Source organism: Luteimicrobium album, from assembly GCF_030161555.1.
GTDB lineage: Bacteria > Actinomycetota > Actinomycetes > Actinomycetales > Cellulomonadaceae > Luteimicrobium > Luteimicrobium album.
Map to the genome: position 1 here is coordinate 844,314 of NZ_BSUK01000001.1, position 13,002 is coordinate 857,315.

11 protein-coding genes and 2 pseudogenes are annotated in these 13,002 nt (G+C 70.7%); 3 read left to right on the top strand and 10 right to left on the bottom strand.

Annotation, left to right across the window (positions count from 1 at the left end):
- Positions 1 to 2 precede the first annotated feature (2 nt).
- On the top strand, positions 3 to 545 hold the full coding sequence (locus tag QQK45_RS04215) for a sigma factor-like helix-turn-helix DNA-binding protein (RefSeq protein WP_284294943.1): 543 nt from the start codon (positions 3 to 5) through the stop codon (positions 543 to 545).
- Positions 546 to 556: 11 nt separating this feature from the next.
- On the opposite strand, the gene QQK45_RS22885 is transcribed toward QQK45_RS04215, so the two are convergent.
- A complete protein-coding gene (locus QQK45_RS22885; protein ID WP_284292191.1) occupies positions 557 to 967 on the bottom strand; it encodes a TetR-like C-terminal domain-containing protein in 411 nt (136 codons plus the stop codon).
- A pseudogene (locus QQK45_RS22890) lies at positions 955 to 1,272 on the bottom strand (TetR/AcrR family transcriptional regulator); the annotation flags it as partial. The pseudogene QQK45_RS22890 and the gene QQK45_RS22885, both read right to left, overlap by 13 nt.
- Between QQK45_RS22890 and QQK45_RS04225 the strand changes: the two are divergent.
- Both QQK45_RS04225 and QQK45_RS04230 read left to right on the top strand, forming a co-directional pair.
- Positions 1,201 to 1,926, top strand: a complete 726-nt coding sequence (locus QQK45_RS04225) for an SDR family oxidoreductase (RefSeq protein ID WP_284292192.1) — start codon at positions 1,201 to 1,203, stop codon at positions 1,924 to 1,926. The pseudogene QQK45_RS22890 and the gene QQK45_RS04225 overlap by 72 nt on opposite strands.
- Positions 1,927 to 2,091: 165 nt before the next feature.
- A complete protein-coding gene (locus QQK45_RS04230) occupies positions 2,092 to 3,288 on the top strand; it encodes a DUF4232 domain-containing protein (RefSeq protein WP_284292193.1) in 1,197 nt (398 codons plus the stop codon).
- 68 nt (positions 3,289 to 3,356) lie between these two features.
- Here the strand turns inward: QQK45_RS04230 and QQK45_RS21895 are convergent, their stop codons facing one another.
- The 8 genes and pseudogenes from QQK45_RS21895 to QQK45_RS04270 all read right to left on the bottom strand — a co-directional run bounded on the left by QQK45_RS21895 (position 3,357) and on the right by QQK45_RS04270 (position 12,946).
- Positions 3,357 to 3,827 (bottom strand): DAHP synthetase I family protein, encoded by a 471-nt coding sequence (locus QQK45_RS21895; RefSeq protein ID WP_348525331.1) that lies wholly within the window; start codon positions 3,825 to 3,827, stop codon positions 3,357 to 3,359.
- A pseudogene (locus tag QQK45_RS04240) lies at positions 3,716 to 4,513 on the bottom strand (3-deoxy-7-phosphoheptulonate synthase); the annotation flags it as partial. The pseudogene QQK45_RS04240 and the gene QQK45_RS21895, both read right to left, overlap by 112 nt.
- Positions 4,514 to 4,800: 287 nt before the next feature.
- The gene (locus QQK45_RS04245; protein ID WP_284292195.1) at positions 4,801 to 5,544 is read right to left on the bottom strand and encodes a glutamine amidotransferase; all 744 of its coding nucleotides are present in this window, start codon (positions 5,542 to 5,544) and stop codon (positions 4,801 to 4,803) included.
- 266 nt (positions 5,545 to 5,810) lie between these two features.
- On the bottom strand, positions 5,811 to 7,568 hold the full coding sequence (locus QQK45_RS04250; protein ID WP_284292196.1) for a hypothetical protein: 1,758 nt from the start codon (positions 7,566 to 7,568) through the stop codon (positions 5,811 to 5,813).
- Between the two features lie 50 nt (positions 7,569 to 7,618).
- Positions 7,619 to 8,341, bottom strand: a complete 723-nt coding sequence (locus QQK45_RS04255) for a hypothetical protein (RefSeq protein ID WP_284292197.1) — start codon at positions 8,339 to 8,341, stop codon at positions 7,619 to 7,621.
- Entirely contained in the window at positions 8,338 to 8,499 is a 162-nt protein-coding gene (locus tag QQK45_RS04260; RefSeq protein WP_284292198.1) for a hypothetical protein, read from the bottom strand. Before QQK45_RS04260 ends, QQK45_RS04255 begins: the two co-directional genes overlap by 4 nt.
- Before the next feature lie 86 nt (positions 8,500 to 8,585).
- Positions 8,586 to 11,963, bottom strand: coding sequence for a helicase-related protein (locus tag QQK45_RS04265; protein ID WP_284292199.1), 3,378 nt, complete (start codon positions 11,961 to 11,963; stop codon positions 8,586 to 8,588).
- Complete coding sequence (locus QQK45_RS04270) at positions 11,960 to 12,946, bottom strand: hypothetical protein (RefSeq protein WP_284292200.1); 987 nt, start codon at positions 12,944 to 12,946, stop codon at positions 11,960 to 11,962. The genes QQK45_RS04265 and QQK45_RS04270 overlap by 4 nt, the downstream gene beginning before the upstream one ends.
- Positions 12,947 to 13,002 lie beyond the last annotated feature (56 nt).

Genomic DNA, 13,002 nt, shown 5'->3' on the forward strand with positions numbered 1-13,002 from the left:
GCATGGCGCTGCTCGTGGTGCTCGAGCGGCTGTCGCCGGCGCAGCGCGTGGCGTTCGTCCTGCACGATGTGTTCGGCCTCGCGTTCGAGGAGGTCGCGGAGATCGTCGGACGGACGCCCGCGGCGGTGCGGCAGCTCGCGGCACGAGCGCGCCGCGACGTGGGCTCGGGCGTGCCGAGGTTCGAGCCGACGGCGGCCGACCAACGGGCCGCGCTCGACGCGTTCGTCCGCGCCTGCGCCGAGGGGGACGCGGCCGCGCTCGTGCACGTCCTGGCGCCCGACGTCGTGCTGCGCGGCGACGGCGGAGGACGCGTCCCCGCGCTACGGGCCCCGGTCGCGGGGGCGGACGCGGTCGCCCAGGTCCTGCTCGGCTGGCGGCTTCCGCACGCCGTCGAGCCCGCGCTGGTCAACGGCGCCCCTGGGCTCGTGCTCCGCGACGCCCAGGACGTCCTGTCGGTCGTGGCGCTCACCGTGCGCGACGGCGTGATCACCGCGATCGACGTCGTCCGGAACCCGGACAAGCTGCGCGGTGTCGTCGCGCCCTGAGCCCGTGCGCGTCAGCGGGTGATCAGCGCGACCAGCTCGTCGGCGACCGCGTCGGACCCGAGCACCCGGCCCGTCAGCACGCGGTACCAGATCACCCCGAACACCACGTCGAGCAGCGTGTCCGCCGACACCCCGACCGGGAGCTCGCCGCGCCCCGCGGCCCGCTCGAGCACCGTCCGCAGCGCAGCGCGGCGGTTCTCGATGAAGCCGTCCCAGAACCGGTGACTGAACGCCTCGTCGAGCTGCGCCTCCGCCATGAGCGCCCGCAGGATGGCGACGACCTGGGGGCGCGGCCGAGCGCGACGCTCGCATCGAGGAAGGCGCGCAGGTCGGCGCGGAGGGAGCCGTCGTCGGGCACGGGGATGTGGAGGTCCGCCTTCTCGACGAGCGCCTCCATCACGACGTCCGCCTTGGTGGGCCACCAGCGGTAGATCGTCTGCTTGCCGGTGCCGGCGCGGGCGGCGATCTTCTCGACGGTCAGCGGCCCGTAGCCGTGCTCGGCCACGAGCTCGACGGCGGCGGTCAGGATCGCGCGGCGGCTGTCCTCGCTGCGGCGGCGCCCGGGGCGGGAGGGGTGGCGTCGTCCATGCGTCGATGCTAGCGTAAAGCGAACCGAGACGGTTCGTCTCGCTTTCTCGTCCTCCAGGAGCACCCCATGTCCGACCGCATCGCACGCACCGCCCTCGTCGTCGGGGGCACCTCCGGGATCGGCCTCGCGACTGCGCATCTGCTCGCCGACCGCGGCTACGACGTCCACGTCGCCGGCCGGTCCGCCGAACGTGTCAAGGCCGTCACCGACCTCGACCCCCGGATCACCGCCCACCAGGCCGACGGCAGCGACCGCGCCACCGTCGCCGACCTCGCCGCGCAGCTCGCGCCGCTCGACGTCCTCGTCGTCACGCTCAGCGGGTCGCTCGGCATGGGCACGCTCGCCGAGCTCGACCTCGACGTCCTCCGCCAGGCGTTCGACGCCAAGTTCTGGGCGCACCTCGCCACGCTCCAGGCGGCGCTCCCCCACCTCGCGCCCGACGCGTCCGTCACCCTGCTCGGGGCGATCTCCGCGCACGCCGCCATGCCCGGGACCGCAGGGCTCAGCGCGCTCAACGCCGCGGTCGAAGGGCTCGTCCGGCCCCTCGCCGTCGAGCTCGCACCGATCCGCGTCAACGCCGTCTCGCCCGGCGTCGTCGACACGGGCTGGTGGTCCGGCCTGCCCGACGACGCCCGCGCCGCGTTCTTCGACGCCACCGCCGCCGCGGTCCCCGTGCGGCACGTCGCGACCGCCGACGAGGTCGCGGAGGTCGTCACGCTCGTCGCGACGAACCGCAACCTCAGCGGCACGGTCGTGGAGGCGGACGGCGGCGCGCGGCTCGTGGCGCTCTGACCCTCACCACCCGGGCTTGTCAGAACCTGAACCCGCTATACCGTCACCAGCTTCTGACAACTCATGTGGGACCCGGGCTTGTCAGAACCTGAACCCGCTATACCGTCACGAGGTTCTGACAAGTCCCGCCGACGACGGCGGCGCTCGCCTCCCTAGGGTGGGCGGGTGCGCCGCTCCCCGACCGTCCTCGCAGGTGGAACCGTCGTCGCCGTCGCTGCCCTGGTGCTCGCGGGTTGCGCGGCCGAGCCGGCGACGACGCACGGTGGGACCGTGAGCGGCCCGTCCGCAGCGCAGGCCGCCCCGACCGACCTGGCGGACCGGCTCGCCGCGCGGGCGCGCACCCTGTCCGGCGTCACCGACGCGACGGTGGAACGGCCGTCGGGGCGGCCGCGCGTCGTCGTCGTCAACGACGCGACCCGCGGGGCGCAGGGGACGGCGGAGCTGGTCGGCACGCTCGTCGCCGAAGCGGCCGACCCGTCCGGCACGTCGGCGACCACCGATCCCGAGGTGCCCGAGATCTGGGTGGCCCCGACGACCCCGGCGGGTGCCGACGTGCGCGTTCTGGCGTGGACCCCCACAGGCGACGCGACGACGGGCCCGGCGGGCGTGCCGCTCGCGTCGGAGGCGATGCGCGCCGCGTACCGGCTCGCGCTGACGCCGGGCGTCGTCGGGGTCCGCGCCGACGGCACCGGGCCCGTCGAGGTGGCGGTCGCGCGAGCGTCCGACCTCGTGCCCGTCGCGGACGTCGCGCGGGCCAACGGCATGCCTGTCGAGCGGGTCACGGTGCGCGGCGGCGGGAAGTCGCTCCCGGTCGCCGACGCCCCCGGGCACGCCACCGTGGACGCGGGCGCCCGCTGGGCCGACGACCCAGACGCCTCGGCGTGCCGCCCAGCGGACCTCGACCTCACGCTCGTCGGGCAGGACGCCGGGCTCGGGCACCGGGCGCTCGTCGTCGGGGCGACCAATGCGTCGGACGCGCCCTGCGCGCTCGACGGCTACCCGGAGATCGGGTTCGCCACCCTGACCCACGCGAAGCTCGATGTACAGGTGAGCCACGGGAACTCGTACATGGCCCAGGACCCGGGAGCGCACCGTGTCGTCGTGCCCCCGCGCGGGCGGGCGTTGGCGGTGGTGTCGTGGGACGCGTCGTCGACCGCGCCCGACTCGACCGGGCACGTCCCCGCGACCACCGCCGAGGTCCGGCTCGCCGTCGGACCCGGTGCGCCGACGACGACCCGGCCCGTCACCTCGATCGCCCCGGAACCCGGGGCCGTCAGCGACCCGCCGACCGACCTCGACCTGCTCGCCGGCGGCCACGGCACCGTGACGGCCTGGGCGCCCGGCACGTCGCACTTCGGCTGACCCGACCTGTCAGAACGTGGTGCCCCTCTGTGTGCACGACGTTCTGACAGCTCGACGGGCGGGCGAGCTCAGAGCGCCCGACGCGCGCGGACCGAGCCCGCGAGCTCGCGGAGCAGGTCCGCCGTCGTCGGCCAGTCGATGCACTTGTCCGTGACGGACTTGCCGTACACGAGGCCGCTCGGCGCCGGAGCCTGGGCGCCCGCCTCGATGAAGCTCTCCATCATGAGACCCGTGATCCCGCGCTCCCCCGTCGCCAGACGCGCGGCCAGCTCACGCACGACCTCCGCCTGCCGGACGTGGTCCTTGCCCGAGTTCCCGTGCGACGCGTCGACGACGACCCCCTGCTCCACGGCGCCCCCAGGTGCGAGGCGCGCGCGACGTCGAGGGCGGACGCGACGTCGTCGGCGGCGTAGTTGGGGCCACCCCGCCCGCCACGGAGGATGACGTGGCAGTCGGGGTTCCCGGTGGTCTCGACGGCGGCGGCACGCCCGTCCGCGGCGAGCCCGAAGAACGTGTGCTCGCTCGACGCGGCGATGCACGCGTCGACGGCCGTCTGCACGTCGCCGTCGGTCGCGTTCTTCATGCCGACCGGCATCGACAGGCCCGACGCGAGCTGGCGGTGCACCTGGCTCTCGACGTTGCGCGCGCCGATCGCGCCCCACGACACGGCGTCGGCGATGTACTGGGGGCTGGTCGGCTCGAGGAACTCCGTGGCCGCCGGCACGCCCGCGTCGAGGACGCCGAGCAGGACCTTCCGCGCCAGCTCGAGCCCGTGGCGCACGTCGTGCGAGCCGTCGAGGTGCGGGTCGTTGATGAGACCCTTCCACCCGACCGTCGTGCGCGGCTTCTCGAAGTACACGCGCATGACGACGAGGAGGTCGTCCGCGAGCTCGTGCGCGACGGCGGCCAGTCGCCCCGCGTAGTCGAGCGCGGCGACGGGGTCGTGGATCGAGCAGGGGCCGACGATCACGAGGAGGCGGTCGTCGTCGCCGGAGAGGACGTCACGGATCTCGCGGCGCGACTGCGTCACGAGGTCCGAGCGCGCCGTGCCGAGGGGCAGCTCGTCGAGCATGTCCCGGGGCGGGACGAGGGCGTCGATCTCCCGGATGCGCAGGTCGCTGGTGCTGGCCTGCAGCTCGGGACGGGTGGGGTCCGCGCTCATGTCGTCGACGGTACTGCCGTCGGGCGTGGTACTGGCGCTCGTGCTCGCGGCAGTGATGGACATCGGTGGCTCCTTCGGGTGCGGCAGGGCTGGTCGGTCGTGTGCCGTCCAGCCGGGATCCGCTCACCGGCTCGCCCGAGCCGGCCCGTCTGAACGACGAAGGGCCCGGACGCGTCGCGTCCAAGGCCCTGTGCTGGCTCCGGGGGTGTTGGTCAGGCGCAGGCCCGCCAGGCTCCACCCGGAGCCGGCGTAAAGCGCCAATACCAACGGTTGATCACGTCCAGCACCGTAGCACGACGCTCACGACGGCGGCCGGTGCGTCCACGGTGTGGGCACGGCGCCCAGGCGGGTCAACGGGCGAAGAGCTCGACGAACCTGGCCACGATCCGGCCCGGCACGGTGACGTCCTGCCCCTCGACCGACGCGACGACTGCGTCCACCTCAGCCGGCGGGTAGTAGCCGTCGTACTGGTACGCACGGATCCGCTCGACGATGCCGGGCACGTCCAGCTCGGGGTGGAACTGCGTCGCGTACACGTTCCGGCCGAGGCGGAACAGCTGCACCGGGCAGGCCGGCGAGCTCGCCAGGAGCACCGCGCCCGCCGGCAGCTCGGTGCAGGCTTCCTTGTGGCCGACGAACGCGTCGAACGTCGGCGGGAGTCTCTCGAGCAACTGGTCGGCACGCCCCGCGTCGGTAAGCGTCACGGGGACCGCGCCGATCGGCTCCGCGTACGTGCCGTCGACGACCCCGCCGAACCGCGTCCCCAGCAGCCCCACCCCGTAGCACGCGCCGAGCAGCGGAAGGTCACGGGCCACGACGTCATCGAGGACCCTGCCCAGCTCGGCCTCGACCCGGAGCTGGACGGCGGACTTCTGCTCCGGCGGGTCGCTCGCGTTGAACGGTCCGCCGCCGATGATCACGCCCGAGTGGTCGGCCGGGTCGAAGCCGGGGAGCGCGTCCTCGAGCGGGGTCTCCTCCAGGCGGACCCGCACAAGCTCGCCCGGTTCGAGCCCGCCGTAGCGCCGGAACGCCTCGTACTCCGCGTCGGCGACGGCGTCGTCGGCGCGCGTCGCCAGCAGGACGAACGGCCTCACCCGGCGAGCGTAGGCGGGTCGGCCGGCGCTCGCAGGAGGAGCACAGTGCCGGGCAGAACCCGGCTTCGCCGGGCATCTCGTCGTTGGTGGACCTCGACTCTCCACGAACGTCCGCCCGCACCTACAGCGACACCGTCGGCGACGATCCGCCCGACGGCGGGGCCAACGAGCCCGACGGCGATCAGCCGGTCGGGCAGTAGCGGTCGCCCGCAGGGCTCGTCGAGGCGGTAGCCGAACGCGTCGATCGTGTGGTCGGGGCGACACGCTCACCAGTCGTCGACGCCCTCGCCCTCCCCTGTCAGCATGTCCCGCTCGTCCATCAGTGCACGACGACGCTCCGAGACAAGCAGATCTGCGGACCCGAGCCCGTAGCCACCTCGCCACGAGGGCGCCGCGTAGGGATTGACGCCGAGCGCCTTCAACAGGGGTTGGGCCCGTTGGGACACCGACCCGCCCGTCCCGAACGCCTCGATGAGCTCGCCCGCCTCGAGCCCGTGATACGGCCCGACGGTGTCGTTCGCCCGGCACACAGCCCACGCGACGGCCGCGGCTCCGCGCTCGACGGAGGCCCGACGTCGGAAGATCGCAGGGTCCGCGGCGGCGACCCGCGCGAGGAACCGCCGCATCGCCGTCTGGTGCTCGACGTCGAGGAGCCGGTCCGCGACGTCGTCGCACAGAGCGAGCATCTCGCCGACGCGTTCGTGCACGTCGTCGGGGATCCCGTCCCACGCGAACGGCTCGTCGGGGAGCGGCTCGTCGTCGAGGGTGTCCAGCGCCTCGCGCCCGCCGACGAGCGCGGCGAGCTCGTCGAGCAGGACGCCCTCGGGGTCGGCGAGATCGCGCAGCGCGGCGAGAACCTCGCTCCGGTACTCGGAGCCGACGAGCTCCCGGTACACAGGTTCGAACTCGTCGACCGACTCGAGCGCCTCGACCGTGCTCTGCGCGGCGACGCCCCGGCGTGCGTGCGCGAACGGGATGATCGCCCGCAGCAGGTCGGGGACGACGGCGAGGACGTCGTCGGGCACCATGACCCTGGACGGGACGAGCTGGGCGAGCAGGATCTCGACGTTCACGGCGCTCCACCGCAGCGGGTCTCCACCGGTGTAACTGCTGACGAGCTCGAACAGCAGCCGCGGCATGCCGCGCGCGGTGGCGTCGCTCCCCAGCTCCTGGCCGAACGACGACGCGAAGAACTCCCCCTCGAGCGACTCGAGCTCCGCGGGCGTCCACTCGCGCAGCTCGGGTGCGCGACCGCCGTCGGGCAGGAGGGTGAGGACCCACTCGACGAACGGGCGGCTCAGCGGCCAGGTCTCCGACTCGACCTGCGGGTACGTGCTGAGGCTGAGGCGATTCGCGTCGTCGACGACGGCGCGCGCCTCGGCCGCGTCGGTGGGCGCCAGGGTCTGGCTCGGGGCGAGGTTGGTGCGCATCGCGTCGAGAACGTCGTCGAGCGGGGCGTCGAGAGCGAACGCGTCCTTCACGAGCCCGCCCATGTTGTGGTCGACGTACACGACGGTCGTGAGCGGCTCGCCCGTGGGCAGGACGAGCGGGATGACGTAGTCGTCCCCGTCGCGGGTGTCCTCCACGAGCTTCCACACGTCGCCGACGACGCGCGCCTGGGCGAGCGTCGGCAGCCAGGCCGGCATGGGGTGGCGTCGGGTCCGGAGCTCGGTGTCGACGGCGGCGACCAGGTCGGCGGCGTCGTCGGGCAGGAGGACACGCATCACGGTGAGCGCCGCGGTGGTCTCCGCGTCGGTCAGGTCGATGAACGACGTGACGAACGACGCGCGGGCCGCGGCCACGTCGTCGGGCGACCGGTCCGGGGCGACGACGCGCGGATCATGGAGCGCGAGCATCCCGCTGACCAGCATGAGCAGCTCACCCGGGGCGTCGGCGCGCAGGCCGCGACGGATGGACTCGAACAGCGCCTGCTCCTCCGTGCCCGAGATCTGCCGGTTCAAGTGCGCGGGCTCCCGACGGCGCTGCGGGCGCGGGTGCGGACGGTTGCGGCGGGACTTCGGCACGGGTCGAGCCTACGAGCGGGGCATCAGGCGGGGAACCTCGCCCCGCGACGCTACAATGCGCGGAGCCGAGCGATGTTGCTCGCCGGCGCCGGTGCGGGAGGCTCGATTCGATAGCCCAGCTCCCTCAAGATGTCGACCGCATCCTGGGGCGCGTCGCGGACGACGCTGCGCGTCTGTTGTCGTCGCCACTTCTCACGACCCCGGCGAAGCGCCTCGCGTCCCTCCTTCGAGCAGTCGACGCCGAACTCGGAGACCAGCATCTCGAGGAGGTCCTCGAGGCAGGGGCGGAACGGATGGCCACCGAGCGGGAAGTGCAGCTCAGCAAGATGCGGTACGGATGCCTTCTTCGCTCGGCGCTTCCCACGGGCTGACAACGTGCCGGTCTGTGCCATAACGTAGGCGATCGCATCGCGGTGAGCGTGCAGTTGGAGGTGGGCGGCCAGGATCTCCGACACCGGCGACCGGACGTAGTCATAGCGGAACAGTGGCTCGCCAGCGGCCCTGTCGCCCTCGTAGACCACGAAGCTCGAGCTCTCAACAGCGAGGTACTGACCGGACGTATCGCCCTCAAGGCGCATCACGACCTTGAGCGTCAGAAGCGGTCGCCCAGTCACCCGCAAGGGGATGCCGGTGTCAGGCTCCTGCTCGACCGCGATGCGGCGCCCGACACTCTGAACCGAGAAGGGCGCGCAGTCAGGCACGAGGCCCTGCACCGTGGCGGAGAGCTCGGTGGCGAATTGCCGCGCCTCGCCGATCAGCCCCTCGTCGTTCACTCCCCGAGGAGGAAGTCGAGGTTCTCCAGCTCGTCGTACAGCGCGAGCTCCTCAGCGGACAGCAGATACACCTCCGCTCGGTCACGGAACGCCGACTCGTCGCCGCCCACACGACGGACGATCTCCTCGCGCCGGGCTCGTGCCTCGGCGGGTGTCATGCTGGTGACGACGATGGGGACTATGCCCAACTCCTGCTCTCGACGGTAGGTGAACGGTAGCCCTCACCACCGACAGTAGCCCGCGACTAGGGACCGCGCTCAGGGCGCCCCTGGACCGCCATCCAGCAGAGCACGCGGACATCGTCGAGCTCGATCTCAGGCAGCGGCTCGACGGGAACAGGGATCGGTAGCCGCAGCGCGTCGGCGAGCTCCGCGAGCGCCCGCACTCCTGCCTCGGCCTCACCCTCGTAACGCCGTAGCGTTCCTCGGACATCGCGCACGATCCGGTTGTCGACGACCTGACCGTAGCGCTGGACGAGAGCGTCCTGGCGTTCACCTAGGAATCCCCCGTGCCATCGGATGAGCTCGCTCGCGTCGAGCATCGCGCGGGGAATCGATGGCTCGACGGTCGCAGGGTCAGCCTGCGCCATCCAGTCGTCGTAGATCGCCTGCTGGACGAGCGGCCACGTGTCGAGGACGGCGTCATGCAACTCTCGCGGGAGTACCGCCTCCGCGTCCGGGCTTCTTGGGTCGGCATGAGTGAGGCAGGCGAGCAACCTGTCGACGATCTCGGGCTTGCCTTCAAGCCGTCGCGGCTCGTAGTGCCCGTCGTCGGCATGCTCGAGCGGCACGTACCGGAATTGTGGCCTCGGATGGTCCGCGATCCGCACGCAGTACACGATCCCCGGTCCGTCGCCGTCACGAACGATTCCCGAGCCCGCACCCCAGGGGAGGTTCTCGACGGCCCTCTTGGTCACGGGTGACGAGGAGAACGCTCGCGCGAGTCGCCGCTGGAACTCCTCCGATGAAGCCGCTGCGCCGACCTCGTCGCCGAACAGCGAGGCCTCCTCCTCCCGTAGCCGGGTGATCTGGTCGCGGGTCTCCGCGAGGACACGGTCGACCTCCTCGACACCGGGGAGGATCGCCGACGTGCCGAACGCTGCCGCCGCCTGGTTGATCTTGCGTTGGAGGCGCGCCTCCAAATCGAGCAGGTCCTCGAGCTCGTCGTCAGGGAAGAAGCACGCCAGGTAGATGTGACGGTGCGGCGACCCGATGCGGTCGACTCGGCCGTGCCGCTGCACAAGGCGCATGGGGTTCCACGGCAGGTCGTAGTTGATGATCCGGCCGGCCTGCTGAAGGTTGACCCCCTCGGAAAGGACGTCGGTCGCAACGGCAATGTCGAACAGGTCCTCGTTCTGGGCGGTGCCCGCTGTGCGTGGAGCAAAGCCGACGATCGCCTTCTGGCGCTCGTCGCGGTCGCGTCCCGTGGCCATGACGAGGCGTCCTCGATAGGCCGCCAGACGCTCGTCGGTATCGATGCGATGGCAAAGCGCATCGTGGATGTGCTGCGCCGTGTCGGCGAAGTACGTGAAGATCAGGACCTTGCGCCGATCGCGGGTGTCCTCGTCACCGATCCCCTCCTGCCGCGCGGAGTGTGCGATCTCGGCGAGTCTCTCGACGAGTGCGTCGATCTTGGGGTCGTTCGCTGCCGTCACGGTGCCCGACGCGGCGGCGAGCCGGTCGAGCAGGGCTCGGTCGGACTCGACCGCCGCACGCAGCGCGGCGACGTCGTAGGTGGTCGCGGGCTGTGCGTTGTCTCGCGCTTCGTCGTCGAGCTCGGCGACCAACTGGTCGACGTCGTCGGTGTCGCTCGCAACCCAGGACCGCAGTGCGTCGCCCGTCAGCACCCAGCCGCCGTCGAGCGCAGCGAGGAACTGGTCCTGTGACGCGATCATCGTGCGGACGGTGCGCGTGAAGGCGATGGCCGACGACTCGAACCGCTTGAGCAGGGCGGACTGGAGCAGCCCCGCATTCTGCACTTGGAACTGCTCCTCCGGGGCCGAGCCGAGGAGGAAGCGCGAAGGCACGTAGCGCGCCATCGTGAGGACGTCCGGGTCGGGCTCCCCGCCAGGGCGGACCGCACCGATCTCGTCGCGGTCAGCGCCCAGCGCGTGCGCGAAGATTCCGAAGAAGCCCGGCAGCACCGCGTCGAGGTCGTAGTCGACACGCTGGACGACGGCCTGTGGGAACACGATCGGCTTGCCGTTGATCAGTGCGTTCGGGTACTGGGTCTTGATGAAGCGTCGGGTGCGACGGACTGCGATGGCGTCGAGCAGCTCGAAGAGGTGCTGTCCGCTGAGTTCCTCAGGGTCGAGCGCCATGGCGGTGCCGATGTACTGGCGGACGCTGCGTACCCCGACGTCGGCGAAGGCGGTATCCGAGGGGCTGATGTAGCCGACGAGAGTCTGCAGATCCTGGAGGCTGTTGTTGACCGGAGTCGCGGTGAGGAGCAGCAGGTCCTTCCCCACCGATCCGCCGAGGAGCTCCCGCATCGCGTCAGCACGCTGGGTCGCGGCGTTGCGGAGGTTGTGCGCCTCGTCGACGACAACCATCGCGTACTCGTCGAGGTCCTGAAGTTTCGACGCAGCTGTCCCGGCGGTGTCGAGCTCTCGGACCAACTCTTCATACGAAACGACGTCAGCGCGAATGTTCTTCTCGCGCAGGAACGGGTTCCAGGTCGAGTCTCGCAGAGTCGCAGGAGCGATGACGAGGACCTTTTGCCGCCGGACAACCGCCGCCTGCCGAATGAGTTCACCGGCGATGAACGTCTTGCCGAGGCCGACCTCGTCCGCGACGATCACGCCGCCCCGTCGGTCGAGGATGCGCTGCGCGCGCCACACACCGTCTACTTGGAAGTCCGACAGTCCGAGCTCGTTGGTTGTCTTGAGGTCGGTGTCGAGGTCGTTGCCGTAGAGAGCGAGCAGCATACGCAGGAAGACGTGCCAAGGGTTGTGCGGAACGCGGCGCGCCTCGTAGAGATCCGCGAGGTCGAAGTCCTCGGCCTCGCCCCACTGCTCCTCGAACCACTCGTGGACCCGGTCGACGGTGGACGGGTGGTAGACCCCGAGAACAAGCTCCTTGTTCCGCGCGAGCCCCGCGTACGTGAGGTTGGCCGACCCCGCGAGAGCTGCGTCGCCGTCGTGTCGGAGGATGAAAGCTTTGCCGTGCAGGAACCCCCGGGTGAGACGCCGGACCTCGACATCGCCCCGACGCAGCCAGGTGACGAGGCGTTCGGACGCCGAGTCAGCCTCTCGACCGAAGCCCACGAGGTCGCGGTCCTGGGCGAGCGCGCCGAGGTAGGCGGCATTTGCCTCGTCTCGTCGCGGGTCGCCTCGGTGCGCCTCGCGGACGCTCAGCGGGGTGATGGTGCTGCGGACCTCGAACTCCGACGGCTCGCTGCCGAGAAGCAGACGAACCGGACCGACGGTCTCAAGCGCCTCGGCCAACAGGTTGAAGCCCCCGACGTTGAAGTACGCCGTTGCAACGTCCAACCGCGGAGGCTCCTTGAGCTTGGCGACCAGTCCGTCGACGAGGCCCGTGATCGCATCAGCGACCGTCTCTCCCGGAATCGCCGAGCCTGGCGCCACCGGATTGTTGGTGGCGAACTCCGGACGATTGCTCATACGACATCGCCCGCCAACCACTTCTCGCGGTAGCGCCGAACGTCCGCGACGGATGACCGAGTGGGCCGGTCGAAGACGAGCTCAAGCTGCGCGTCGTACAAGCCATACAGAAGCGAGGCGATGGCATCGAGCTCTGCGATCGACTCAGCGCGTTCACCGGGATCTTCAATAGGGCGTCCAAGGGCGACCCACTCGCCGTAGTCGCCTTCACTCATGAGTGCGAGGCGGCCCGCGAGTGTTGCGAGTCGGGCAGCGCGGTCGTCGCGAGCGTCGAACAAGGGAATGGGAATGGTGTTGAAAATGAAGAAGTTCAAGTTGAGATTTATGCGAAGATGACCGAACCAATCGCAGGTCGCCGATCCCAAGACGCCCAGCAGATACGCCTGCACGATCAGCGGCGTGTTGAGAAATACGAGGTACGGCGCCTTGTTGGTAACGATGACATCCGCTGGCGCGAGCGCCGCCCAGACCTTGCGCGGATTCGACGAATGCACCACATCACGAATGAGGATCCGCGGGTTTCGCGCAGGCAATGTCGAAGCATCCGCAACGACGTCACGCGGGATTCCACGCATTGGAGAGTCGTTACGCGTGAACGTATTCAAACGCCGACGCTGCAATTCTGCCGTGGCAGATGCCCAATCCACATGGTTGAAGGCACCAACACCGGGTTCAAAGACGAAATGCCCGACATTGAGGTGATTATAGACCGGCCAGTCCGAGGCCCGGTTCGTAAAGAAGCGCTTCTTCCCATCGTTCGTGGCATGGAGTTCTGTGGCTGGTCGCACATCAAAATCCGGCCGCGCCGCTCCGATTGGCGGATGTGTGATGAGCTGGGCGAAAATGCCGAGCGCCTCGTCACTGTCGACAACCGGCACGCACATGAGCGGATCGACTTCAGCCAATCGAGCGATCGGGATGTCGGTGGGAGCACCCGCTCGGCCACGTCCGAAGGACCGCTGGTCGCGGTACGGGCCCGCCACGCGCAGCAGGGGGTCGCGGCACCGACCTGAGAGGTCATCAGTGCAACTGGCCAGCC